This is a genomic window from Streptomyces sp. NPDC001970, assembly GCF_053594115.1.
Genome location: NZ_JBSFDW010000014.1, coordinates 72,809 through 97,499, shown reverse-complemented (window position 1 = coordinate 97,499; position 24,691 = coordinate 72,809). Strand labels below are relative to the sequence as shown.

Sequence of the window (24,691 nt, the reverse complement as noted above, 5' to 3'; positions counted from 1 at the left end):
AGGCGGAATGGCCTGCTCAGGCGGAATGGCCGGCTCAGGCCGCCGCCGGCGCCTCTTCCCCGATGAACGTCCGCCACAGCTCCGCGTACCGCCCGCCCTGCGCCAGCAGTTCGTCGTGCGTGCCGTCCTCGACGACCCTGCCGTGCGCCATGACGACCACCCGGTCGGCGCGGGCTGCGGTGGTGAGGCGGTGGGCGACGACGAGGGTCGTACGACGGCCCGTCAGACGGTCCGTGGCCTGGTTGACCTGTGCCTCGGTGGCCAGGTCCAGTGCGGCGGTCGCCTCGTCGAGCAGCAGCACGTCCGGGTCGACGAGTTCCGCCCTCGCGAGGGCGATGAGCTGGCGCTGGCCGGCCGACAGATTGCGGCCGCGCTCGGCCACCTCGTGCAGATAGCCGCCGTCCAGCGTGGCGATCATGTCGTGGGCGCCGACCGCGCGCGCCGCCGCCTCCACCTCGGCGTCGGTCGCCTCGGGACGCCCGTACGCGATGGCGTCGCGGACCGTGCCCGGGAAGAGGTACGCCTCCTGCGGGACGACTCCGAGCCGGTGCCGGTACGCGGTGAGGTCCAGCTCGCGCAGATCGACGCCGTCGGCGGTGACCCGACCGCTCGTCGGATCGTAGAACCGCGCCACCAGCTTGACCAGTGTCGACTTGCCGGCGCCCGTCTCCCCGACGAAGGCGACGGTCTGCCCGGCCGGGATGCGCAGGTCGACTCCGGTCAGCGCTTCTTCATCGTCGCCATAGGCGAACGACACGTCCTCGAAGGCGATCTCGCCGCGCAGCGACAGCACGTCCAGCGGCTCGCCGGCCTCCGCCGTCGACGTGGGCTCCCGCAGCAGCTCCTGGATGCGGCGCAGCGACACCGTCGCCTGCTGGTAACCGTCGAAGACCTGCGACAGCTGCTGCACGGGTGCGAAGAACAGGTCGATGTAGAGGAGATACGCGACCAGCGCACCCGTCGTGAGCGTCCCCGCCTCGATCCGCCCGGCGCCGACGATCAGCACGGCAGCGGCCGCCACCGACGACAGCAACTGCACGAACGGGAAGTACACGGAGATCAGCCACTGGCCGCGCACCCGGGCCTCGCGGTAGCTGTTGCTGCGCTCCACGAACCGCCGGTTGCCCGAGCGCTCGCGGCGGAAGGCCTGCACGATCCGCAGCCCGCTGACCGACTCCTGGAGGTCGGCGTTGACGACGCTGATCCGCTCGCGCGCCAGTTCGTACGCCTTCACCGACCGGCGGCGGAAGAAAAACGTCCCGATGAGCAGCACCGGCAGGGTCGCGAAGACCACCAGCGCCAACTGCACATCGAGCACGATCAGCGCGACCATGATGCCGAAGAAGGTGACGACCGAGACGAAGGCGGTGACGAGTCCGGTCTGCAGGAAGGTGGACAGGGCATCCACGTCCGTCGTCATCCGGGTCATGATCCGGCCGGTCAGCTCGCGCTCGTAGTAGTCGAGCCCGAGCCGCTGCAGCTGCGCGAAGATCTTCAGCCGCAGCGCGTAGAGAATGCGCTCGCCGGTGCGCCCGGCCATCCGGGTCTCACCGATCTGCGCCGCCCACTGCACCACCACCGTGAGCAGGGCGACGGCGGACGCCACCCACACCGCAGCCAGCGCCGCCCGCTCCACACCGTCGTCGATACCGTGCCGGATCAGCACCGGCAGCAGCAGGCCCATGCCCGCGTCCACCGCGACCAGCAACAGGCTGATCAGGAGCGGCAGCCCGAAACCGCGCAGCAGCCTGCGCAACCCGTACGACAACTCGGGCGTCACCGCCCGCGCCTCGTCGACGTCAGGGGTTTCGGTGGCCGGCGGCAGCGCCGCGACCTGGGCCAGCAGCTCGGGAGTGGCGCCGGCGGCCTCGTCCTCCTCGGCCTCCTCCTTGCGCACCCAGAGCGGGGGCGTGATGCCGCGCTCGGCGTCGAACTCGGCCTCCAGCTCCTCCAGGACCGTCCGGTCCTCCGGCAGCTCCACGGGAACGGCGTGTCCTGGCGACACACCGCCCAGCTCGTCGGGGTCGGTCAGCAGCCGCCGGTACAGCGCGGAGCGTTGCTGCAGCTCGTCATGGGTGCCGATGTCGGCCAGCCGGCCCTCGTCGAGGACGGCGATCCGGTCGGCGAGGCCGAGCGTGGAGCGGCGGTGGGCGATCAGCAGGGTCGTACGGCCGGCCATGACGCCGCGCAGCGCCTCGTGGATCTCGTGCTCCACGCGCGCGTCCACGGCGGAGGTCGCGTCGTCGAGGAGCAGCAGCCGGGGGTCGGCGAGGATCGCGCGGGCGAGGGCGATGCGCTGGCGCTGGCCGCCGGAGAGGGTGAGGCCGTGCTCGCCGACCTTGGTGGCATAGCCGTCGGACAGTGCGTCGATGAAACGGTCCGCCTGGGCGGTGCGCGCGGCCTGGACGATCTCCTCGTCCGTCGCGTCGGGCTTTCCGTACGCGATGTTCGAGCGGACGGTGTCGGAGAAGAGGAAGCTGTCCTCCGGCACGAGGCCGATGGCGGCGCGCAGCGACTCCAGCGTCAGATCGCGTACGTCGTGGCCGCCGACGAGGACGGCACCGCGCGTCACGTCGTAGAAGCGCGGCAGCAGCAGCGAGACGGTGGATTTGCCGCTGCCGGACGAGCCGACGACGGCGACGGTCTCACCCGGGCGGATCTCCAGCGAGAAACCGTCGAGGACCGGCTGCGAGGCCTCCCCGTCCCCGTACGCGAAGCCGACGTCCTCGAACTCGACGGTCGCGGGGGCGTCGGCCGGGAGCTCCTTGGTGCCGTCCTTGATGGCCGGCTCGGTGTCGACGAGCTCCAGGACCCGCTCCACGCCTGCGCGTGCCTGCTGGCCGACGGTCAGCACCATGGCGAGCATCCGCACCGGCCCGACCAGCTGTGCGAGGTAGGTCGAGAAGGCGACGAACGTGCCGAGGGTGATCTGACCCCGGGTCGCCAGCCAGCCGCCCAGCGCCAGCATCGCCACCTGCCCGAGCGCGGGCACGGCCTGCAGGGCCGGGGTGTACGTGGCGTTCAGCTTGATCGTGCGCAGCCGGCCGGCGAAGAGCCTGCGGCCGACGTCCCTGAGTTTCCCGGTCTCCTGCTCCTCCTGGCCGAAGCCCTTGACGACGCGGACGCCGGAGACGGCCCCGTCGACCACGCCCGCGACGGCCGCTGCCTGCTGCTGTGCGTACCAGGTGGCGGGGTGCAGCCTCACCCGGCTGCGCTTGGCGATGAACCACAGCGCGGGGGCGACGGCGAGCGCGATCAGGGTGAGCGGCAGCGACAGCCACGCCATGATGACCAGGGAGATGAGGAAGAGCAGGACGTTCCCGATCGTCATCGGGAGCATGAAGAGCAGACCCTGGATGAGCTGGAGGTCGCTGGTGGCGCGGCCGACGACCTGGCCGGTGGACAGCTCGTCCTGGCGGCGCCCGTCGAGCCGGCTGATCGTGGCGTACATGTCGGTGCGGAGGTCGTGCTGGACGTCGAGGGCGAGCCGTCCGCCGTAGTAGCGACGGATGTACGTGAGGACGTAGACGACGACGGCGGCGGCGATCAGGAGTCCGGTCCAGACGGCCAGTGAGCGTGTGTGATCACCGATGACGTCGTCGATGACGACCTTGGTGATCAGGGGGACGACGGCCATCACGGCCATACCGGCGAGGGACGAACCGAGCGCGAGCACGACGTTCCGCCGATCCCGCCAGGCGTAGCCGGCGAGCCGCCATGCCCAGGTCTGCTCTGACGCCGCCGCCACGGGTGCCTCCCGGCTCCGGATCCTGATCCTGATTTTGATCCTGATCTTCCGGAAGGCACCAACGCGGGCGCGGGCGGATTTCATCCCGCCGCAACAAAGTACGGTCTCCGGTCCTAGGACCCGTGTGGGACCGGAGACGAGCCGGTTCCCGGCGGGGAGCCGGACCGGCAGGACCCACCTGGCAGGACCTACGAGGCCGGGCCGCGCTCCGGCACGGCAGGCATGGCCTCCTGCGGGACGGCGGGCGGGGTGACCACCGAGCGCGTCGACGCCGTCGGGTTGAGGTCCCTGTGCACGACGCGGGAGACGGCCTGGATCGTGTTGATGCCGTCGGTCATCGTCGCGTTGTCGTGCGTGAGGACGGTGATCGAGTAGTTCGCCGTGGTGCTGGTGAAGGCGCCGATGCTGTGCACCCGCCAGCCGTGCGTGGCCCGGGACAGCCAGCCGTTCTTCACATGGACGGTCACGCTGGTGGGCGCGCCGACCGGGGTGCCCCAGCGCTGCGAGGAGACCACGCGTCGCATCAGGCTCTGCATGTACGAGCGCGAGCTGTCGCTGAGCACACCGTTCTTGTTGGTGACCAGGCCCAGCAGCTTGCGCTGGTCACGAGCGGTGATCTGGGTGAGCCCCCAGTAGCTGCCCGAGCCGGGAACGGTCATCGTCATGCCCGCGGTCTGCAGAAACGCCTTGACCTTGGTGACGCCGAGCTGGTTCCACAGCTGCGTGGTGGCGTTGTTGTCCGACTTGGTGATCATGGCGGTGGTGAGGCTGACCTCGCGGTCGGTCAGCCGCCGCTGCTGCTTGCCGGCGTCCCACAGCAACGTCGCCAGCACGGACGCCTTCACGACGCTCGCGGAGTCGAACCTCTGCGTGGCGCGCAGTTCGCAGTGGGTGTTGGTGGTGCGGTCGTAGACCGCGACGGCGGTCATCGAGGAGCGCCCGTTGAGGGCGGCCGCGATGTCGGTCGACAGCTTGGTCGCGAGTCCGGCCTTGTTCGAGGTACAGCTCACGGCTGGGGTCGCGGCGGAGGCGGGTGCGGCCGACAGTGCTGTCGGCAGGAGCACTCCCACGGCGAGCGCCGCACCGAGAGCGCCGCGTCTGCGGCGGCGGGATATGGAGTGGTGAGTCACGCATCGGAAGACTCACCGGACGGCGAAAAGTTGTACGAGCGCGGAGTCTGTCAGGTCACCGGGCACGTGCGTCTGCGTCAACGGGGACGAGGCCACGCACCGGCCGCCGACGAGGCGACCGTCCGCGTGGCCTCGTGCAGGTGCACCGGACTCGTGCAGTGCTCCGGATCACAGGTGCGCCGGATCACAGGTGCGCCGGGATCAGAGGTGCGTCGGGATCAGAGGTGCGTCGGCGCGAACATCCTCAGCAGCGCCGGCAGGACCACCACCGAAGGTCCTGGCTGGTCCAGGGACTTGGCCAGGTCCTCGCGCAGCGACTCCGTCGTCGTACGGACCGCGGGCACTCCGAAGGACTCGGCGAGTGCGACGAAGTCCGGGCGGGAGAGCTCGGTCGCCGTGGACTCGCCGAAGGCGTCCGTCATGTACTCGCGCAGGATGCCGTAACCGCCGTCGTCGACGATCAGCCAGGTCACCGGCAGGTCGTACTGCTTCGCCGTCGCCAGCTCCGCGATCGAGTACATCGCGCCGCCGTCGCCGGACACCGCGAGCACCGGGCGGCCGGGGTCCGCGGCCGCGGCGCCGAGGGCCGCGGGGAAGCCGTAGCCGAGGCCGCCGGCGCCCTGGGCGGAGTGCATGGTGTTGGGGTGCCGGGCGTCGAAGGCGGACCAGGCCCAGTAGGCCAGGATCGTCATGTCCCAGAAGCTCGGCGAGTCGTCCGGCAGGGCCTCGCGGACCGCGGCGAGCAGTTCCTGCTCCAGGGTCAGCTCCTGGCCGGCGATCCGCTCCCGCACCTTCGCCAGCAGGTCGGACACCCGCTCGGCGGCGGACGGGTCGGGGCGGTCCTCCACGGTCTCCAGCAGCGCGGCGAGCGCGAGACGGGCGTCGGCGTGGATGCCGAGGCAGGCGTGGTTGGACTCCAGCTTGCCGAGGTCGGCCTCGATCTGGACGACCCGGCCGCGCGGCGCGAACGTGTGGTAGTTCGAGGAGAGTTCACCGAGGCCCGAGCCGACGACCAGGAGGACGTCGGCGTCCTCCAGGAGGTCGGTGGTGTGCCGGTCCTCCAGCCAGGACTGCATCGACAGCGGGTGCTCCCAGGGGAACGCGCCCTTGCCGCCGAAAGTGGTGACGACCGGCGCGTCCAGCTTCTCGGCGAGCGCCAGCAGCTTGCCGGAGGCGTCGGCGCGTACGACACCGCCGCCCGCGATGATCGCCGGGCGGGAGGCGCGGGAGAGCAGATCGGCCGCGACGGCGGTCAGCTCCGGGCGCGGGACCAGGTCGCGCGGGGTCGCGTCCATGGCCGTGACGACCGGCAGGCCGGTCTCGGCGAGCAGCACGTCCTGCGGGATCTCCACCCAGACCGGGCCGTGCGGGGCGCTCAGCGCGGACTCCCAGGCTTCGGCGATCGCCGACGGGATCTGCGAGGCCCGACGGACCGTGTGCACGGACTTCACGATGTCGCGGAACGACGCCTTCTGGTCGCGCAGTTCGTGCAGGTAGCCGTGGCGTCCGCCGCCGAGACCGGCGGACGGCACCTGGCTGGAGATCGCCAGCACCGGGGCGGACGCGGCCGCCGCCTCCTGGAGCGCGGCGAGCGAGGTCAGCGCGCCGGGCCCGGTGGACAGCAGCAGCGGGGCGACCTGGCCGGTGATCCGGCCGTACGCGTCGGCGGCGAAGCCCGCGTTGTTCTCGACCCGGAGGCCGACGTACCTCAGGTCGGAGCGGCGCAGCGCGTCGAACATGCCGAGCGCGTGCTGCCCGGGCAGGCCGAAGACGGTGGTCGCCCCGAGCCCGGCCAGGGTCTCGACGACGAGGTCGCCGCCGTTGCGCCCGGCCGGCGGGTTGAGCGCGGCCGCGATCTGCGTCGCGGTCGGGCGCAGTACGAGGTCGTGGTCGTGGGTCACTATGCGTCCTCTGCGTCGCGTTCGGTCGGTGTCCGGGGCGCCGGTGCTCCGGCCGCCGGACCGTGGCCGGCCCGGCGCGAGCTCTCGGCGGCGCCGAAGCCGGACGAGGTGGAGGTCACTTCGCGGCTTCTCCCGCGCCGGAGGCACGGTTCGCGGCGATCTGGCGGGACATGATCGTGGTCAGCTCGTACGCCGTGTGGGAGGCCGCGACCGAGGTGATCTCGGCGTGGTCGTACGCGGGCGCGACCTCGACGACATCGGCGGAGACCAGGTTGCAGGAGGCGAGCCCGCGCAGGATCTCCAGCAGCTCGCGCGAGGTCATGCCACCGGCCTCGGGGGTGCCGGTGCCGGGGGCGTGCGCCGGGTCGAGGCAGTCGATGTCGATGGAGATGTAGAGCGGGCGGTCGCCGATGCGCTGGCGCAGCTGGTCGGCGACCTCGTCGGCGCCGCGGCGGTAGACGTCGGACGAGGTGACGATGCCGAAGCCCATCTTCTCGTCGTCGGTCAGGTCCTGCTTGCCGTACAGCGGGCCGCGGATGCCGACGTGGGAGAGCGCCTCGGTGTCGAGGATGCCCTCCTCGACGGCACGGCGGAACGGGGTGCCGTGCGTGTACTCGGCGCCGAAGTACGTGTCCCAGGTGTCCAGATGCGCGTCGAAGTGGAGCAGCGCGACCGGGCCGTGCTTCTTGGCGACCGAGCGCAGCAGCGGCAGCGCGATGGTGTGGTCGCCGCCGAGGGTCATCATGCGGGCGCCGGTGCCGAGGATGTCGTCCGCGGCGGCCTCGATGGTCTCGACGGCCTCGTTGATGTTGAACGGGTTGGCGGCGATGTCGCCCGCGTCGGCGACCTGGGCGAGCGCGAAGGGCGAGGCGTCCTGCGCCGGGTTGTACGGGCGCAGGAGCCTCGAGGCCTCACGGATGGCATTGCCGCCGAAGCGCGCGCCGGGGCGGTACGAGACCCCGGCGTCGAAGGGCACGCCGACGACGGCGACATCCGTGGTGCCGACCTCGTCGAGCCGTGGCAGCCGGGCGAACGTCGCAGGTCCGGCGTACCGCGGGATGCGGGACGAGTCGATGGGGCCGCGCGGCGTCTCGTTGCTGCTCATGACGTATGCCTTCTTCCTACGCTTTTCCTACTGTTCGCAGTCGATCGACTGTAACGGGCTTCAGGGGGCGGCCGGGACGGCCGGCTCGGCCACCGGCTCGTCGACGGCCTCGGGGCCGCGGCCCGCGAGACGCTCGCGCCAGTGGGCCAGGATCGCCTCGTCCGTCGGCCTGGTGGCCAGCGAGACGATGACGTACGTGGCGAGCGAGGCGAGCAGGCCGTAGTAGACGGGCTGGTTGGCGAGGATGCCGTAGTGCCACATCAGGCCGATGACCGCGAGGCCGCCGACGACGACGGAGGACAGCGCGCCGTGGACCGTGCCGCGCTTCCAGAGCAGTCCGCCGAGGATCGGGACGAGCAGTCCGCCGACGAGCAGGTTGTACGCGACCGTCAGTGCCTCGATCACATTGTTGAGGGCGATGGCGATGACGATCACCGCGACACCCATCATCAGGATGAACGCCCGGTTGCCCTTGACCTCGTCGTGCGCCTCGCCGTCCTCGCGCTGGTGGGTGACGGCGCCGCGCAGCCGCTGCCAGATGTCGTTGTTGGCGACGGTGGCGCAGGCGATCAGAGCGCCGGACGAGGTGGACATCACCGCGGCGAGCGCGGCGGCGAGGACCAGGCCCCGCACGCCGAGCGGCAGTTCGTCCTTGACGATGGTGGCGAAGGCGTCGTCTGCGTTGGCGAGGTTCGGGTAGAGCACCTTGGCCGCGGTGCCGATGACGGCGCCGGCGAGGGCGTAGACGAGGCAGTACGTACCGGCCACGGTGCCGCCGTAGCGGGCGACCTTGTCGTTGCGGGCGGTGAAGACGCGCTGCCAGATGTCCTGGCCGATCAGCATGCCGAACGTGTAGATCAGCACGTACGTGAAGATCGTCTCGCCGCCTATGCCGAGCGGGGCGAAGTACTCGGTGGGCAGCTGGGCCTTCATCTCGGCGAAGCCGCCGGCCTTGACGACCGCGATGGGCAGCAGCAGGAGCAGCACACCGATCGTCTTGACGACGAACTGCACCATGTCGGTCAGGGTGATCGACCACATGCCGCCGAGCGTGGAGTAGACGACGACGATCGAGCCACCGAGGATGATCGCGAGCGTCCGGTTCATGTCGAAGAGGACGTCGAAGATCGTGGCGTAGGCGATGGTCGAGGTGACCGCGAGCATCAGCGTGTACGCCCACATCACGACGCCCGTGATGAGACCGGCGCGGCCGCCGTAGCGGAGGTCGAGCATCTCGGAGACGGTGTAGACCTTCAGCCGGGCGATACGCGCGGAGAAGAAGATCGAGAGGGCGAGGAGCCCGAGGCCGATGGTGAAGACCATCCAGGCGCCGGAGAGGCCGTACTTGTAGCCGAGGCCGACGCCGCCGATGGTGGAGGCGCCGCCGAGGACGATGGCAGCCATCGTGCCGGAGTACATCCAGGGGCCGAGCCTGCGGCCCGCCACCAGGAACTCGCTCTTGGACTTGGCGCGGCGCATGCCCCACCAGCCCATGGCCAGCATGCCGGCCAGATAGACGACGATCACTGCGTAGTCGACGGCCATGGGGCCCTCCTTCGTTCACCTCGGTGGCGTGTCGTGCAGATGTGAGGGGGACGCAGCAGCTCTTGTGCGGGGACATCCGCCCGTACCCGCGGCCGCTGGACGTCTCGACGATAGGTGGCCGAAAACCGACGATGAAGTGTACGTTTCCTCCATTCTCGAAGACGATCACGGATGGAACGTCCACCATGCCGGACCCCACCGCTTCACCCGTCACCCCTTCGGCCCCACCGGCCCCTCCCATCCCACTGGCCGCACTGCTGGCCCGCGAGGACCTCGGCCTGCGTCTCGTCGCGGGCACCACGGACCCGGAGAACGCGACCATCCAGTGGGTGCACACCTCGGAGATGGACGATCCGTACCCCTATCTGCTGGGCGGCGAGCTGCTGCTGACGGCGGGCGTCCAGCTGACCGACGCCAACATGGACAGGTACGCGGCCCGCGTGGTCGAGGCGGGCGGTGCGGCGATCGGCTTCGGGGTCGCTCCCGTGTACGACACTGTCCCGCGCGCGCTCGTCGAGGCGTGCGAGCGGCACGGACTGCCGCTGGTCGAGGTGCCGCCGCAGACCCCGTTCACGGCGATCGCCCGCGCGGTCTGGCGGCTCATGGCCCAGGTCCGCCTCCAGGAGGTGCGCCGGGTGAGCGAGGCCCAGCAGGGCCTGGCGACCGCGGCCGCCCGCCCGGACCCGGTCCCGGCGGTGCTGCAGCAGCTGGCGTCCCGGCTGGGCGGCTGGGCGGTGCTCCTGTCCCCGGAGGGCTCGGCCCTGTACGCCTCCGGGCGCCGGCCGCCCGCCGATGCCCGCACGGCGCTGGCCCGGCTGGCGGCGGTGGTCAGGCCGGCGGCGGACGAGGAGCCCGGGCCCGGGGGACCTGCGTCGGCGCCGCGTACGACGGGAGCGGCCGGTACGGAGCCCTCGGCAGCACCCGCCGACTCCCCCGGCGGCAGCGGCCGCCGCACGCCCGCCTCCGCGACCGACACCGTCGACGGCGTCAGCCTTGCCGCGTACGCGCTCGGCGGCGGCGAGGGGCTGGTGCTGGGGATCGCGACCGAGGCGCGGGAGCCGGGCGGACACACGGTGGCCGGCGTGGCCGTGGTCCTGCTCTCGCTGCTGACGGCACCGCACCAGGGCGTGGACGCGACCGGACGGTCGGCGGCGCTGGTGCGGCTGCTGCTGGGGGCGGCCCCCGCCGAGGTGGCGCCTGCGCTCGGGCCGGGTCCGTGGACCGTGGTCCACGCTGCACGCCCCGGCCCGCCGCCCGACCGGATCGCGGCGTCGGCGCTCGGCGCGGTGCTGGGCAGTGCGCTGGTGGACGCGGACGGCGCGACCGTACGGATCCTGCTCTCGGGTGACCGCCGGGTCGAGCCGCAGCCGGGCTGGACCCTCGGCGTGAGCGACCCCGCAGCCCCCGCCGACCTCTCCGCCGCCGACACGGCCGCCGCGCGCGCCCTGCGCCGGGCCGAGGCGACCCGGGAGCCGCTGGCCCGCCAGCGCGCCACCGGGCTCGGCGAGCTGATCGCGCCCGACGAGGCCGCCGTGCACGCCCGCGCCCTCCTCGCGCCCCTCGCGGGCTCCCCCGCACTCACGGAGACCCTGCGCGTCTGGCTCTCGCTGCACGGCAGCTGGGACCGGACGGCGGTCGCCCTGGGTGTTCACCGCAACACGGTGCGCCAGCGCATCACCCGGTGCTCGGCGCTCCTCGGGGTGGACCTGGACGAGGCGGACGTACGGATGGAGCTCTGGTTCGCGCTGCGGTACGGACCACACACGTGAACCCCCGGTTCCGTAGGACGTCCACGGTTCCGTAGGGAATCCACCAACGCCGCACCCGAAGACTGTCGTGAACAACCCAAGTCCCTTCCGGTGCAGGGGTGTTGGAATGCCTTCATGGTCACTCCCGCACACGGAACCACGCTCCGCGCTCCGGACGGCCCCGGGCGCCGCCTGCGTGCCGAGATCGAGCGCCTACGGGACGAGGCAACGCGGCAGAAGACGCTCGCCCACCGGCGCGCCGAGTTCTGGGCCAAGGCCGACATCGCCCTCGGTTTCCCCGCCGCCCTGCTCGCCGGCTCGGCGGGGGCGGCAGGACTGGCCACGGCTGACGCACGGATTCCCGCGGCCCTGCTCGCCCTGGCCTCTGCCGGGTTCGCGGCCGGGGCGGGCTTCCTGCGGAGCGCCACCAGGTGCAAGGCGAACAAACGCGCCCGGCACGCCTGGGCAGCGGTGGAGGGCATGGCCACGGTGAAACTGGCGCAGGAGCAGCCGACCCCCGAGGCCCTCGGCGAGCTGCTGGGCTGCCGCCAGGCGGCTCTGAACGCCTACGACGGCGAGGACCCGCAGCCGGGCCCGCCTCCGCTCGCCGCGGGCTGAGCCGGGGTGGGGGCGCGAAGCCTGGAGCCGCGACTCTCCGCGATCCGATGTACGTCGCGCAGCGCTTCGACCATGCGGGCCACGACGAAGCGGAGTTGTGCGGGGGCGACCTGAGAGAGCAGCAGCGAAGGACTACGAGCATCATGGCTGAACGCATCGTCCCGGACAGCTCCCAACTGACCGGCCGGCGCAAGTCGTCCTACAGCGGGTCTGATCCGGGCAGCTGCGTCGAGGTGTTGGACAGTCACCTCTCAGGCGTCCCCGTCCGCTACTCCAAGACCCCGCACGGCCCCGCCCTGGTCTTCCCGCCCTCCCGTTGGTCATCGTTCATCGCAGCCGTAAGGGGCAACGAGTTCCCCTCCTGACTTGACTCTGTCGGGGATCTTGCAGTCGTCGAGGTCAGCCGCTGACAGACAAGATCCCCGGCAGAGTCAAGCTAGGGTCAATTCCGGTGATTTAGGTCGTTTTTAGTCGGTTGCTGGTTGGTTTGGTGCGTGGCGCCAGTGCGGCGGTGAGCGGCGTCCAGGGGTGGGGCGAGCCCCACGTCGGCGGATGCGGGGCTGGGCGCTGGGCTGTCAGACCGGGGTGCGAGGGTCCGTGAGCCGGTCGGTCACGCGGGAGGTGGCGGGGACGAAGACCGGGACGTCCTGCTGGTAGAAAATGTCGATGTCCGCCTCCTCACCGCCGACGATCAGCGTGTCCCACGCGCCGCTCTCCTGGAGCGTCCGCAGGGTCTCGGGGGCCATCGTGGAGAGGTGGGCCTGCAGTTCCTCGTCGTCGGGCAGGCCGGGCAGGCGGGCGGCGAGGCGGTCGCGGATCGCCCGCACGCGGTCCATGAGGATCTTCAGGTCCGCCCCCGCTGCTCCCGGAGACACGGAGCCAGCAGTCGATCCGGCGACTCCGGCTGCCGGCCCCGCCGTGCTCTCCATGCTGCGGTCGATGATGTCCTTGATCGCTCGGGTCACGCCCCGCTCGTCCGTCGTGACCATCGCGTTCCACGCGCGACTCTTGTGGCGGTACTGGAGCATCGACATCGCCGCCTCGTGCCGGATGAAGTCCGCGTCGCGCAGCGGGCGGCCCTGCCAGACGCGGCTGAGCGAGCGGGCCAGGGAGGCGGCTGAAGCGAGGCCACTGTTCAGGCCGCGGCCGGGCCAGAAGTGGATGGCGTTGGCCGCGTCACCCAGCAGGAAGCCGTACGTCCCGGGACTGCCGGCGGTCGGGCGGGCGAGCTGGGCGGTGAACCGCGGGCGCTGCACCATGTCCAGCCGAAACGATGTGATCGCGCTGAGGTCGTCCTCGGCGACGCCGAACAGCCGCAGCCCTTCCTGGATCTGCTTCCACAGCGGCGAGCTGCGCAGCAGCGCGGGCAGGAACAGCGTCCCGTGCGTCGGGCAGACGAACTCGTTGTCCTCCTGGCGGCTCATCACGCACGGCCGGGCTGCGATGCACTCCTCGAAGACCTGCCGCACCGGGTCGATGCCGATGACATTGCGCGCCTCATCGCGGGTCAGCCGCATGTTCAGGAAGCCCTCGCCGCGCAGCGAGTTGAGCAGGAACCGGTTCTGTGCCACCGTCAGCAGGACGCTCATCGGGTCCGAGAGCCTGGACTTGACCTGCAGCCCCAGCACCACGTCCTGCAGGTGCTCCCCGTCGAGGGAGTAGATGGAGGCGTCGGCCGCGCCGAAACGGTCCGCGAAGTGCTCGCGGGTGCGCGACCGGCCGCCCTCGCAGATCACCAGCACGTGGTCGCTGGTGATGAGGTGTTCGTGCTCCGCCGGGTCGAACCGCTTGGGCACCAGCCGGATCGCGGACTTGCCGTTGGCCAGCTCCAGCAGCCGGTCCTCGATGTAGGCGATCCTGATGTTGCGGGGCGGCCGTCCGTTCACGGAGTCGGGCCCCAGCGGCCACATCTCGGAGAACTGACCGTCCCTGAACAATGCCGACCGCATCTCCTCCGTCAGCGCCATGTACTGTCGGCTCTGGACGGTGACGACCTGCTGGCGGCGGACGTTGCCATGGGTCTCGTCCTTCCAGACCACGGTGGTGCCGCTGCGGACCCACCGGCCGTCGTAGACGGTGACGGAGACCCGCCCCGGCAGCGCCTCCTCCAGTAGCAGCGCGAAGGCGAGGCCGACCGGCCCGCCACCCGTCACCGTGACTCGCAGCACACCGGGGTCCACGGCAGCGTCGGCGCGGGGCAGGGCGAGCTGGGAGAGGTCCATGACCGTCTCCACGGCCTCCTGCGTCTCGAACAGGAACGTCTCGTCGCCGATGCGTATGGTGTCGCCGGGCGTCAGCTCGTGCCGGGTGACGCGCTTGTCGTTGACGTACGTGCCGTTCCTGCTGCCGCGGTCGTGGAGCACATACGCGCTGTCCTCCGTGACGATCTCGGCGTGCAGCCGGGAGGCGCTGACGCTGACGATGATGACGTCGTTGTCGCTCTTGCGTCCGAACGTCAGCGGAGCGTCGCCGAGGACCACGCTCTGACCGGCGAAGGGACCAGTGCGTCCCACGATGACCGACAACACGGAGACTCCTTAAGCGAAAGCCAGGTTGGTTGAAGTATGTACGACGTGTCGCCGGGTCACTCGCCGTTCGGACGGCATGTCACCGAGAACGCCACCGCGTTGGACTTGGCGTCGAACGGCGACCGGATCTCCACTGCCATCGCGCTCCGCAGCGTCCCCTCATGCGCGTACGTCGACAGCCGCACCGTCTCCTTCTTGGTGGTCGGGTCTCCCTCCCGGAACGTCAGCGTCCGCCACTGCCGGTCGACCACCGACCCGTTCTCCGAGACCCACCGATAGGAGAATTGGACGGGAGGCCGGGCCGTCGTGAACGTCGCTGTGAACCAGGGCGCCTGGCTGTCCCCCGGCGGGCAGTTCCCGTCGTAGGTGGTCGCGCCGCCCGTCACCGTCACCGACACGGGCTGTGACGTGCTTCCGCCGTTCCCCGTCCCGCCGTCCCCGTCGCCGCCCTTGCCCACGAGCGCGTAGGTCAGGCCCCCGCCGAGCAGGACCAGCACGGCCGCTCCGCCCCCGATCAGGTATGCGGTACGGCGGTTGCGCCGCGCGGTGGCGGGCGCGGCGCCGGTGTCGTGCCCGAAGCCGGGGCCGGGCGCCGCGATCACGGGCCCGAACCCCGCCCCGCCGGGAGGAGGACCGAACGACGGCACCGGCGCGGTCGCCGTCCCGCCGGTCCCAGGCGACAGTGCCGTGGGCTTGCCCGCCGTGGCAGTGGCGGCCGTCGTCCCGGCCGTGGCCGTCGTATCCCCATCGGCCGCCGTCGGCGCGGTCTCTCCGGGCACGGACGCGGCGGTGGGCAGCGTCTCCGCCGTCACCGCGGCCGTCACCGCGGCCGTGGCCGCGGCCGTGGCCGAGTTCGTGGCCGAGTTCGTGGCAGCGGTGGTGCCGGTGGCGGTGTCCGCCGCCGGCGGGGCCGCCGGCCCCTCGGCGGCCAGGCGCAGTTCCCGCCCGGCCTGCTCGGCCGTCATCCGCTCCGCGGGGTCCTTGCGCATCAGGCCCTCGATGACCGACGTGAGCGGCCCGGCCCGGTGCGGCGGCGGCAGTTCGTCGTCCACGACGGCGCGCAGCGTCGCCAGGGCCGTCGTCCGACGGAACGGCGAACGGCCCTGTACGGCCGTGTAGAGAAGCGCGCCCAGCGACCACAGGTCGGACGCGGTGCCCGGCGTCCGGCCCAATGCCCGCTCCGGCGCCAGGTACTCGGGCGAGCCGACGACCTCGCCGGTCATCGTCAGCGCCGAGTCCCCCTCCACGGTGGCTATCCCGAAGTCGGTCAGCACGACCCGGCCCTCGTCGGCGAGCAGGACGTTGGCAGGCTTCACGTCGCGGTGCAGTACCCCCGCGCCGTGCGCCGCGCGCAGCGCCGCCAGCACCTCGACGCCGATGCGCGCGGCCTGTTTCGGCGGCAGGGCGCCCCCGGCGCCGATCACGTCGGCCAGCGACCGGCCACGGACGAGTTCCATCACGATCCACGGCCGGCCGTCGAAGGTGGCCACGTCGTAGACGGTCACCACTCCACGGGCGTTGACGCGCGCCGCCGCCCACGCCTCCCGCTCCAGCCGGGTGTACATCCGCGCGCTTCGCTCCGCGGGCAGTTCGGCGGAGGCGCGCACCTCCTTGACCGCCACCTCGCGGTGCAGCACCTCGTCGCGGGCGCGCCACACGGTGCCCATACCGCCCTCGCCGAGCACGGACAGCAGTCGGTACCGCCCGGCGACCAGCCGTTCGCCGACGGAGTCCGGCGAGGCCGCGTCCTGGTTGTGCATGGGGCAACTCCCTGTCTCTGCGCACTGCCGGAGACAGTATGATGAATGCGTCGACGTTGACTGAATGCGCAGGGGGGCGGGCCGGTCGCCGTCCAGGATCCTGTCGGGATCTTGGATGCCCGCGCCCTCGAAGAACACCACCGGATCGTGATCGCTGTATGCGATGCCGAGGATCTCGTCCCGGCCCTGGGAGTGCACGGGGGGCGGACAGGTTGAAGATCCGGGCCCTCGCGAAGCGCCCTTCCTGGACCAGCACGGATCCCTCGACTGAAGTCTTGGCGGGCCGTCAGCGGCTGACCTCGACGACTGCAAGATCCCCGACAGGGTCAAGCCAAGGGCCGTTCCCCTCACCCCTGTTACTCCTGGCCGCCCGTGCTGTTACGTCCACCCCGGTGCTACCCACCGCGCGTTGAGGCGGTACCAGGCGTTTCTGGAACCGCCGGGACGTCGGCCCCTCTACCCGCAGGATGCGGAGTGCTCGTGCCGCGGCTGTTCCTTCGACGACGTGCGACATGCCCGCGATGGGCTCGAGGAAGTCCTGCAGGAACTGCCCTCCTGGGCACGCGCTGAGCTGAAGCGCCGAGTGGCGTCCCTGGACACCGTGTACCTCAAGCGCACTCTGCCGGATCCGTTCGCCGGTCGTCGGCAGTGGCGCTCTGACCGGTGGTGGCGTCGCCGTCTCGCCGGCGGCAGGGAGTCTGGATGAACGGCACTTCCGTCGTGCGCAGTCGCAGTGTGGCCTTGTCGGCTTGCTTGGGGAGCTTGCTCATACCTGAGATCTGCCGAGGTGAAGGTCTCGCGGGGCACGAGGGCAGCGCCATGACCGGCAGCGTTCGGCCCCATGGGGCCACGCACCCAGGGGTGGGGCGGGTGAGCTGGTGTTGGCGCACTCGGGTCGTGAGCACCGACGGGTCGTCCGAGACGGCCGACAACGACATCGGCTTGTGTCCGGCGGCACAGGAGCGTGCTCAGACTCACTCTGGACAGGCTTGCGAACCGCCGGGTAACTTAGGCTGAGCAAGCGCTTAGACATTCATCAAGCCCGTCAGCTCAGAGGGAGGCGTCCGGTGCGTCGGACCGTATTCAACGAGGACCACGAGGCGTTCCGCGAGACGATCCGCGCCTTCATCGAGGCCGAGGTCGTCCCCGTCTACGACGAGTGGTTCGCCGCGGGCCAGGCACCGCGCGACTTCTACGACAAGCTCGGCGAGCTGGGCATCTTCGGGATCAACGTCCCCGAGGAGTTCGGCGGTGCGGGCATGGACACGCACAAGTTCGAGGCCGTCCTCTACGAGGAGACCTCGCGCGCGGGCGTCCAGTTCGGCGGTTCCGGCGTGCACGTGCTGCTCGCCCTGCCCTACATCAAGATGCTCGCCACGGACGAGCAGAAGAAGCGCTACCTGACGAAGTTCGTCACCGGCGAGGAGATGTGGGCGCTGGCGATGACCGAGCCGGGCACCGGCTCCGACGTCGCGGGCATGAAGACCACCGCCAAGCTCTCGGACGACGGCACGCACTACGTCCTCAACGGCGCCAAGACCTTCATCACCGGCGGTGTGCACGCCGACCGCGTGATCGTCTGCGCCCGCACCTCCGCCCCGCGCGAGGACGACCGCCGCTTCGGCATATCCCTGTTCGCCGTGGACACGAAGTCCGAGGGCTACTCCATCGGCCGCAAGCTGGACAAGCTCGGCCTGCGCACCTCCGACACCGCCGAGCTGGCGTTCGTCGACGTGAAGGTGCCGGTCGAGGACCTGCTCGGCGAGGAGAACAAGGGCTTCTACTACCTCGGCCGGAACCTGCCCTCCGAGCGCTGGGGCATCGCCTTCGGCGCGTACGCGCAGGCCAAGGCCGCCGTCCGGTTCGCCCAGCAGTACGTGCAGGACCGCACGGTCTTCGGCAAGCCGGTCGCCAGCTTCCAGAACACCAAGTTCGAGCTGGCCGCCTGCCAGGCCGAGGTGGACGCCGCCGAGGCCGTCGCCGACCGCGCCCTGGAGGCCCTGGACGCCGGCGAGCTCACGCCCGCCGAGGCCGCCTCCGCCAAGCTGTTCTGCACCGAGGTCGCGCACCGCGTCATCGACCGCTGCCTCCAGCTGCACGGCGGCTACGGCTACATGAACGAGTACCCGATCGCCCGCCTCTACGCCGACAACCGCGTCAACCGCATCTACGGCGGCACCAGCGAGGTCATGAAGTCGATCATCGCCAAGGACATGGGTCTGTAACCCGGTCGACTCGGCCGACTGATACCTGCTCAAACATGAACGAAGCTCTGCAGTCCCTGCTCGATCTGCTCGACCTGGAGCAGATCGAGCAGGACATCTTCCGCGGCCAGAGCCGCTCCGCAGTCGTGCCGCGCGTCTTCGGCGGCCAGGTCGCCGCACAGGCCCTGGTCGCCGCGGGCCGCACCGTCCCCGGTGACCGGGCGGCGCACTCCCTGCACGCGTACTTCCTGCGCCCCGGCGACCCGGGCGCGCCGATCGTCTACACGGTCGACCGCATCCGCGACGGCCGCTCCTTCACCACCCGCCGGGTCGTCGCCGTCCAGCACGGGCATCCGATCTTCCATCTCTCGGCGTCCTTCCAGACGTACGAGGAGGGACTCGACCACCAGGCGGAGATGCCGCCGTCGCCGGACCCGGAGACGCTGCCGACGGCCGCCGAGATGCTGCCGCTCCACCTGCCGGCGCACATCGCCGAGCGGATGGTCCAGGCCCGCTCCGCGGTCGATCTGCGCTACGTCGACGCGCCGCCGTGGGCCAGCGTCGGGGAGCCCCGCGAGCCGCGCTCGCAGGTGTGGTTCCGTACCAACGGCAAACTCGACGACTACTCCGACGACCCGCTGCTGCACGTCTGCCTCGCCACCTACGTCTCCGACATGACGCTGCTCGACTCGGTGCTGCTCGCGCACGGGCGGGGCGGCTGGGCGGTCGGGGACGTCGTGGGCGCCTCGCTGGACCACGCGATGTGGTTCCACCGGCCGTTCCGCGCGGACGAATGGCTGCTGTACGACCAGGAGTCGCCGTCTGCGCACGGCGGGCGGGGCCTCGGCCAGGCCCGTATCTACACGCAGGACGGGCGGCTGGCCATCTCGGTGATCCAGGAGGGCGTGGTCCGCGTCCCGCACGGCTCGTCCTGACGCTCGGGCACGCCGGTGTGTGCGTGTCCCCCGACGGCTGTGCAGTGATCACCACGAGGCCGGCGTCGACAACGGCAGCACCGCCTCGACGGCGAAGCCGCCGTCCGCCGCCGGGGCCGTGGTGAGGGTGCCGCCGAGAGCCGCCGTGCGGGCCCTCAGGCCCGGCAGGCCCTGGCCGCCCGCGAGGTCGGGGCGCGGACCGGGCACGGACGGTGGCCCGTTGCGGACGGAGATGTGCACTGAGTCAGGTGTGTAGCGCACCGCGACATCGGCCCGGGCGCCCGGCGCGTGTCGGCGCACGTTCGTCAGTGCCTCCTGGACGATGCGGTACGCAGTGTGCTGGACCTCCGGCGAGCAGCCCGCGAGGTCCGCTCGGGCGAGGTCCGCGCGCACACCGTCGCCCGCGGCCACGACAAGTTCGGGGAGCTGCGCCAGGCCGGGGGTCTCGTGGCGGATCGCCTGGCGCAGGTCGGCCGCCGCACGTCTGCTCAGCTCGCCCAGCGCCTCGGCCTCCTGGCGGTAGTCGGGGGAGTCCGCCGCCGCGGCGAGTGCGGTGCAGCGAAGGCTGATCAGGCTCAGGTGATGGGCTGCGGTGTCGTGGACGTCCCGGGCCAGGCGCTCCCTTTCCCGCAGCGCCGCCTGCTCGGCGGCGTACCGGCGCTCGCGTTCCCGGGACAGGGCCAGTTCGGCGAGGCGGGCGGCGAGTTCGCGGCGGGCGCGGCCGAGCAGGCCCAGCGCGGCGGGGGCGACCGCGAGCAGCCCGGCCAGCAGTACGCCGAGGGTGGTGTCGGGGAGCGTCCAGGCGTACCCGTCGAGGTCCCGCCACGGGACGAACGCGACGACCGCGACGGCCGCCGACCCGGCGATCACCTCGCCGCGACGGCGTCCGGATGCGGCGAGTGCGTGCAGCGCGCACATCGCGGGCAGCCACAGCACGCCGGTGGCGAGGGTGGGCAGCGCGAGAGCGAGAACCGTCCGGGGGAAGCGCCTGCGCAGGACGAGGACGACCGCGACGGCGAGCGCGCCGGCGAACATCCAGTCCTCCAGCCAGTGCCGGGTCGCAAGTGCCTCGGCGACGGCGACGACAACGACGAGCGCTTCGACTGCCCAGAGGCGGGCGGTCATCCTGAACCTCGCCCGGCGGCGGATCGGTGGACCACGTTGGCGAGGGCCACCCGGCTGGTGACGGCGAGCTTTCGCTTGAGCGCCCCGATGTGGGTCTTGACCGTGGTCACGCCCATGCCGAGGTGGGCGGCGATGTCGGTGTTGGGCAGACCGGCCGCGATCAGTGCAAGCACCTCGCGCTCGCGGTCGGTGAGCCCGGCCGGCCCGTCGGACGCGTCGGACGCGTCGGACGCGTCGGGGCCGAATATCGGCGCCGAGCCGGCGTAACGGGCGAAGACCGCCGCGCTGCCTGGCGGTGTGCAGATGACGCCACCCGCGGCCAGCAGCCGCACGGCGTCCACGAAGAGCCTCGGCTCGGTGGTCTTGAGCAGAAATCCGGAGGCGCCGCCCCGCAGCGCGCGCTCGACGTGGTCGGCCCGGTCGAGGGCGGTGAGCATGGCCACGACGGGCGGCCGGGGAAGTGCGCGCAGACGGCGCAGCACCTCCAGGCCGCCGACGGACGGCATGTCGATGTCCAGCAGCACCACGTCGGGGGCGTGTCGCCCGACCGCCTCGACGGCATCGGGGCCGTCACAGGTCCCTTCGACGGTGATCGCGTCGGCGGCGTCGAGGATGCGCTGCAGTGCGGCGCGTACGAGCTCCTCGTCGTCGACGACGAGCACACGCACCGGCGGCCTCAAGTCGTAGAGCAAAGGTCGTCCTGTGGTGTGAGCGATGTGGTGCCTGGGGCTGCGAGCCTGGATGCAGATCCTAGGACGCCACAAGCGCCCACCGGGATCCCCGGGGCCCGACCAAACTCCCGGGACCCTCGCTGCACGGGCCGCCTGGCCCGCCCGCGAAGGGGATTCGCGCGCGGTGCCACCGGCCGAGGAGGAACCGTCGCACGCCGATGAGTCGGCCTGCGACGCGGCCAGGACCGCCGCCCGGGCGAGGCGACGCCTGCGCCCGGGCGGCGTGGCCCGTCGGAACCGCGCAGATCACCAGGACCGCCGCCGTTGCCGGTGGCACCGCGGTCGGTCGGCCGTCGCCGGGTGGCGTTGCCCTCGCCGTTCTCGGCGGAGGAAGGGGTGGGCGGTCCGGCCGGCGTGCGGACCGCCGTCAGGAGCAGGCCCGCCTGTTCGGCGGAGCTGAGCTCCTCCGAGTGACGTCCCCCATGGGTCACTCGGAGGAGCTGAGTCCCGCCGCGTCCAGGAGGTACGCCGTCATCGGCTCGTAGAAGCGGGGGTCGGTGACGTGGTCGTCCAGCGGGACCGTCACCCGAAGGGTGCCCTCCGCCTCACCGATGAACAGCGCCGGGTCGTTGCAGTCGGCATAGCCGATGGCGTCGATGCCGCGCTGGCCAGCGCAGCCCGCCCAGCCGTGGTCGGCGACCACGAGGTCCGGCAGTGGCCGGCCCTCCCGCTCCAGGCCGTCCAGGATCGCGGCCATCGGCTCCGGTGAATGGGTGTGCCACAGGGTCGCGCCGCGCTCCAGCATCGCGACGTCGGCGAACTGGTAGACCATGCCTTCGTCCGCGGTGAGCCCTGACGGGATCCGTACGATCTCGCAGCCCGCGGCTCTCAGCGCGTCCGCGGTCTGCCGGTGCACATCCAGCAGCCCGCCCGGGTGGCCGGTCGCGAAAAGCACCGATTCCCCGGCGGCCGCAGCCTCCTTCAGCCGCGCCGCCATCCGGTCCAGGGCGTCGACGGTCAGCTCGGGATCGATGGTGTCCTGCCCGAACCGGTGCTGCGGATCGTCGACGACGCCGCAGCGCTCGGCCATCACGGCCAGCACGTCCTGCTCGTCCGTCCAGCGGTCGCCGAGCTCGAGCCCCAGCCAGTAGTGGCGGTCTCCGTTGGCGAGCTTGCGGTAGTGGGAGAGGTTGTTGTCGCGGGGTGTGGCGACCTCTCCGGCAATTCGTGTGCGGACGAGGTGGTCGACGAGGGCGGCGCGGTTCGGTATCGGCATGAGCCCATTGTGCCGTCAGGTGTGCGGAGCGTGCCGGACGTCCCGGTGGCTGGACGCGCGCTGCGGCCGCATCATGCGGACAGCGAGGCGAACGCGCCGTGCGCCAGCTTGCGCAGCAGCTCCTCCATCGAGGCACGGTTCGGCAGGCCGTTTCCGTACGACCCGAGGTGCGGGGTGGAGTTGAGCAGCCCGAAGACCGCGTGGACGGCCGCCCGGGCCTGACCCTCGGGGACCTCCGGGTGCAGCTTGCGGACGACGTCCACCCACAGCTCGACGTACTGCCGCTGCAGCTGTCGCACGAGCTTGCGGTCGCTGTCCCGCAGGCGGTCCAGCTCCCTGTCGTGCAGGGTGATCAGGGGGCGGTCGTCGAGGGCGAAGTCGATGTGGCCGTCGATCAGCGAGGCGAGCACCTGCTCGGGCCCGCCGTCGCCGTCCGCCTCGGCGACCCGGCGCCGACCGCCGTCCAGCAGCCGGCCGGAGATGCCGACCAGCAGCTCGGCGAGCATCGCGTCCTTGCCGGCGAAGTGGCGGTACAGCCCTGGGCCGCTGATGCCGACGGCCGCGCCTATCTCGTCGACGCCCACGCCGTGGAAGCCGCGCTCGGCGAAGAGGCGGGCGGCCTCCCTGAGGATCTGCTCGCGCCGGGTGGAGGTGTCGGTCCGGGTGCTCATGCCATTGATTCTAGACAACGCAGTTAGCGCTCGTTAACCTGAAGGAAATGGGTTAACGCTCATTAACACGAAGGGAGCCCTGCCGGATGCAGCAGGCACCTGTGCTGGCGAGCGCGGCAGACCCCGCCTCCCAGGCTTGGCAGGCCAATGAAGCGGCACACCGCGCCCTGGCCGACACACTCCGCGCGAAGCTGGCCGCGGCCCGGCTGGGCGGCGGCGAGAAGGCCCGCGCCCGGCACACCGCGCGAGGGAAGCTGCTGCCGCGCGACCGGGTGGACACGCTGCTGGACCCGGGCTCGCCGTTCCTGGAGCTCGCGCCGCTCGCGGCCGAGGGGATGTACGAGGGACAGGCCCCGGCGGCCGGCGTGATCGCCGGGATCGGCCGGGTCAGCGGCCGCGAGGTCGTGATCGTCGCCAATGACGCCACGGTCAAGGGCGGCACGTACTACCCGATGACGGTGAAGAAGCACCTCCGCGCCCAGGAGGTGGCGCTGGAGAACCGCCTTCCGTGCGTCTATCTCGTCGACTCGGGCGGCGCCTTCCTGCCGATGCAGGACGAGGTCTTCCCCGACCGTGAGCACTTCGGCCGGATCTTCTACAACCAGGCGCGGCTCTCCGGCGCCCGCATCCCGCAGATCGCGGCGGTGCTCGGCTCCTGCACGGCCGGCGGGGCGTACGTCCCGGCGATGAGCGACGAGGCCGTGATCGTGCGGAACCAGGGCACGATCTTCCTGGGCGGCCCGCCACTGGTGAAGGCCGCGACCGGCGAGGTGGTCACGGCCGAGGAGCTCGGCGGCGGCGAGGTCCACTCCCGGATCTCCGGCGTCACGGACCATCTGGCGGAGGACGACGCCCACGCGCTGAGGATCGTGCGGAACATCGTGGCGACCCTGCCGGAGCGCGGCCCGCTCCCCTGGTCGGTGGAGCCCGCCGAGGAGCCGAAGGTCGATCCGTACGGGCTGTACGGCGCGGTGCCGGTGGATTCCCGCACCCCGTACGACGTGCGGGAGGTCATCGCCCGGGTGGTGGACGGCTCGCGGTTCGCGGAGTTCAAGGCCGAATTCGGTACGACCCTGGTCACCGGCTTCGCCCGGATCCACGGCCACCCGGTCGGGATCGTCGCCAACAACGGCATCCTGTTCTCCGAATCCGCCCAGAAGGGCGCGCACTTCATCGAGCTGTGCGACCAGCGCGGCATCCCGCTGCTGTTCCTGCAGAACATCTCGGGCTTCATGGTCGGCAAGGACTACGAGGCAGGCGGCATCGCCAAGCACGGCGCGAAGATGGTCACGGCCGTGGCGTGCACGCGGGTGCCGAAGCTGACGGTCGTCGTCGGCGGTTCGTACGGCGCGGGGAACTACTCGATGTGCGGGCGGGCGTACTCGCCCCGCTTCCTGTGGATGTGGCCCAACGCCAAGATCTCGGTCATGGGCGGCGAGCAGGCCGCCTCGGTGCTCGCCACCGTCAAGCGCGACCAGATCGAGGGCCGCGGCGAGGAATGGCCCGCCGGGGAGGAAGAGGCCTTCAAGGCCCCGATCCGCGCCCAGTACGAACAGCAGGGCAGTGCGTACTACGCGACGGCCCGGCTGTGGGACGACGGCGTGATCGACCCGCTGGAGACCCGGCAGGTGCTGGGTCTGGCCCTGACCGCCTGTGCCAACGCCCCGCTGGGCGAGCCCGGCTTCGGCGTCTTCCGGATGTGAGGGACTGCTGTGACATTCAAAGG

The 24,691-nt window shown here is 71.5% G+C and carries 17 protein-coding genes; 6 read left to right on the top strand and 11 right to left on the bottom strand.

What is annotated here, in order from left to right; translation table 11 throughout:
- Positions 1 to 34: 34 nt before the first annotated feature.
- From ACWCP0_RS18950 to ACWCP0_RS18930, 5 genes are all read right to left on the bottom strand, one after another.
- A complete protein-coding gene (locus tag ACWCP0_RS18950) occupies positions 35 to 3,748 on the bottom strand; it encodes an ABC transporter ATP-binding protein (protein WP_451079935.1) in 3,714 nt (1,237 codons plus the stop codon).
- A 188-nt stretch (positions 3,749 to 3,936) separates the two neighbouring features.
- Positions 3,937 to 4,878 carry a serine hydrolase gene (locus ACWCP0_RS18945; RefSeq protein WP_451079934.1) on the bottom strand — a complete coding sequence of 314 codons (942 nt, stop codon included), beginning with the start codon at positions 4,876 to 4,878 and terminating at the stop codon, positions 3,937 to 3,939.
- 218 nt (positions 4,879 to 5,096) lie between these two features.
- On the bottom strand, positions 5,097 to 6,779 hold the full coding sequence (locus tag ACWCP0_RS18940) for a thiamine pyrophosphate-binding protein (RefSeq protein ID WP_451079933.1): 1,683 nt from the start codon (positions 6,777 to 6,779) through the stop codon (positions 5,097 to 5,099).
- A 115-nt stretch (positions 6,780 to 6,894) separates the two neighbouring features.
- Positions 6,895 to 7,884 (bottom strand): agmatinase, encoded by a 990-nt coding sequence (gene speB / locus ACWCP0_RS18935; protein WP_351228866.1) that lies wholly within the window; start codon positions 7,882 to 7,884, stop codon positions 6,895 to 6,897.
- A 60-nt stretch (positions 7,885 to 7,944) separates the two neighbouring features.
- A complete protein-coding gene (locus tag ACWCP0_RS18930; RefSeq protein WP_451079932.1) occupies positions 7,945 to 9,429 on the bottom strand; it encodes a sodium:solute symporter in 1,485 nt (494 codons plus the stop codon).
- A gap of 185 nt (positions 9,430 to 9,614) precedes the next feature.
- Here ACWCP0_RS18930 and ACWCP0_RS18925 point away from each other — a divergent pair, with 185 nt between their 5' ends.
- The 3 genes from ACWCP0_RS18925 to ACWCP0_RS18915 all read left to right on the top strand — a co-directional run bounded on the left by ACWCP0_RS18925 (position 9,615) and on the right by ACWCP0_RS18915 (position 12,160).
- Positions 9,615 to 11,198 carry a PucR family transcriptional regulator ligand-binding domain-containing protein gene (locus ACWCP0_RS18925; RefSeq protein ID WP_451079931.1) on the top strand — a complete coding sequence of 528 codons (1,584 nt, stop codon included), beginning with the start codon at positions 9,615 to 9,617 and terminating at the stop codon, positions 11,196 to 11,198.
- A 114-nt stretch (positions 11,199 to 11,312) separates the two neighbouring features.
- Positions 11,313 to 11,795, top strand: a complete 483-nt coding sequence (locus tag ACWCP0_RS18920; protein WP_451079930.1) for a hypothetical protein — start codon at positions 11,313 to 11,315, stop codon at positions 11,793 to 11,795.
- Positions 11,796 to 11,938: 143 nt separating this feature from the next.
- Positions 11,939 to 12,160, top strand: a complete 222-nt coding sequence (locus ACWCP0_RS18915; RefSeq protein WP_451079929.1) for a DUF397 domain-containing protein — start codon at positions 11,939 to 11,941, stop codon at positions 12,158 to 12,160.
- A 210-nt stretch (positions 12,161 to 12,370) separates the two neighbouring features.
- Here ACWCP0_RS18915 and ACWCP0_RS18910 read toward each other — a convergent pair whose 3' ends face one another.
- Entirely contained in the window at positions 12,371 to 14,323 is a 1,953-nt protein-coding gene (locus ACWCP0_RS18910; protein WP_451079928.1) for an FHA domain-containing protein, read from the bottom strand.
- Positions 14,324 to 14,379: 56 nt separating this feature from the next.
- Positions 14,380 to 16,083 carry a serine/threonine-protein kinase gene (locus ACWCP0_RS18905; protein WP_451079927.1) on the bottom strand — a complete coding sequence of 568 codons (1,704 nt, stop codon included), beginning with the start codon at positions 16,081 to 16,083 and terminating at the stop codon, positions 14,380 to 14,382.
- A 1,067-nt stretch (positions 16,084 to 17,150) separates the two neighbouring features.
- Here ACWCP0_RS18905 and ACWCP0_RS18900 point away from each other — a divergent pair.
- Together ACWCP0_RS18900 and ACWCP0_RS18895 are read left to right on the top strand one after the other, a co-directional pair.
- Complete coding sequence (locus ACWCP0_RS18900) at positions 17,151 to 18,308, top strand: acyl-CoA dehydrogenase family protein (RefSeq protein WP_451079926.1); 1,158 nt, start codon at positions 17,151 to 17,153, stop codon at positions 18,306 to 18,308.
- A gap of 35 nt (positions 18,309 to 18,343) precedes the next feature.
- Positions 18,344 to 19,222 carry an acyl-CoA thioesterase gene (locus ACWCP0_RS18895; RefSeq protein ID WP_451079925.1) on the top strand — a complete coding sequence of 293 codons (879 nt, stop codon included), beginning with the start codon at positions 18,344 to 18,346 and terminating at the stop codon, positions 19,220 to 19,222.
- 48 nt (positions 19,223 to 19,270) lie between these two features.
- Here the strand turns inward: ACWCP0_RS18895 and ACWCP0_RS18890 are convergent, their stop codons facing one another.
- The 4 genes from ACWCP0_RS18890 to ACWCP0_RS18875 form a co-directional block, all read right to left on the bottom strand.
- Positions 19,271 to 20,347, bottom strand: a complete 1,077-nt coding sequence (locus ACWCP0_RS18890; RefSeq protein WP_451079924.1) for a sensor histidine kinase — start codon at positions 20,345 to 20,347, stop codon at positions 19,271 to 19,273.
- The gene (locus ACWCP0_RS18885; RefSeq protein WP_451079923.1) at positions 20,344 to 21,039 is read right to left on the bottom strand and encodes a response regulator; all 696 of its coding nucleotides are present in this window, start codon (positions 21,037 to 21,039) and stop codon (positions 20,344 to 20,346) included. The genes ACWCP0_RS18890 and ACWCP0_RS18885 overlap by 4 nt, the downstream gene beginning before the upstream one ends.
- Positions 21,040 to 21,505: 466 nt before the next feature.
- Positions 21,506 to 22,294 (bottom strand): phosphatase, encoded by a 789-nt coding sequence (locus tag ACWCP0_RS18880; protein WP_451079922.1) that lies wholly within the window; start codon positions 22,292 to 22,294, stop codon positions 21,506 to 21,508.
- Positions 22,295 to 22,365: 71 nt separating this feature from the next.
- The gene (locus ACWCP0_RS18875; protein WP_451079921.1) at positions 22,366 to 22,965 is read right to left on the bottom strand and encodes an SACE_7040 family transcriptional regulator; all 600 of its coding nucleotides are present in this window, start codon (positions 22,963 to 22,965) and stop codon (positions 22,366 to 22,368) included.
- Positions 22,966 to 23,051: 86 nt separating this feature from the next.
- On the opposite strand from ACWCP0_RS18875, the gene ACWCP0_RS18870 reads away from it, so the two are divergent.
- Entirely contained in the window at positions 23,052 to 24,668 is a 1,617-nt protein-coding gene (locus ACWCP0_RS18870; protein WP_451079920.1) for a carboxyl transferase domain-containing protein, read from the top strand.
- The last annotated feature ends 23 nt before the right edge of the window (positions 24,669 to 24,691 follow it).

Coding starts and splice junctions, on each gene's coding strand:
- ACWCP0_RS18915 (WP_451079929.1), top strand. CDS start 11,939: ATGGCTGAACGCATCGTCCCGGACAGCTCCCAACTGACCGGCCGGCGC.
- ACWCP0_RS18905 (WP_451079927.1), bottom strand. CDS start 16,083: ATGCACAACCAGGACGCGGCCTCGCCGGACTCCGTCGGCGAACGGCTG.
- ACWCP0_RS18880 (WP_451079922.1), bottom strand. CDS start 22,294: ATGCCGATACCGAACCGCGCCGCCCTCGTCGACCACCTCGTCCGCACA.
- ACWCP0_RS18875 (WP_451079921.1), bottom strand. CDS start 22,965: ATGAGCACCCGGACCGACACCTCCACCCGGCGCGAGCAGATCCTCAGG.
- ACWCP0_RS18930 (WP_451079932.1), bottom strand. CDS start 9,429: ATGGCCGTCGACTACGCAGTGATCGTCGTCTATCTGGCCGGCATGCTG.
- speB (WP_351228866.1), bottom strand. CDS start 7,884: ATGAGCAGCAACGAGACGCCGCGCGGCCCCATCGACTCGTCCCGCATC.
- ACWCP0_RS18925 (WP_451079931.1), top strand. CDS start 9,615: ATGCCGGACCCCACCGCTTCACCCGTCACCCCTTCGGCCCCACCGGCC.
- ACWCP0_RS18895 (WP_451079925.1), top strand. CDS start 18,344: ATGAACGAAGCTCTGCAGTCCCTGCTCGATCTGCTCGACCTGGAGCAG.
- ACWCP0_RS18920 (WP_451079930.1), top strand. CDS start 11,313: ATGGTCACTCCCGCACACGGAACCACGCTCCGCGCTCCGGACGGCCCC.
- ACWCP0_RS18890 (WP_451079924.1), bottom strand. CDS start 20,347: ATGACCGCCCGCCTCTGGGCAGTCGAAGCGCTCGTCGTTGTCGTCGCC.
- ACWCP0_RS18870 (WP_451079920.1), top strand. CDS start 23,052: ATGCAGCAGGCACCTGTGCTGGCGAGCGCGGCAGACCCCGCCTCCCAG.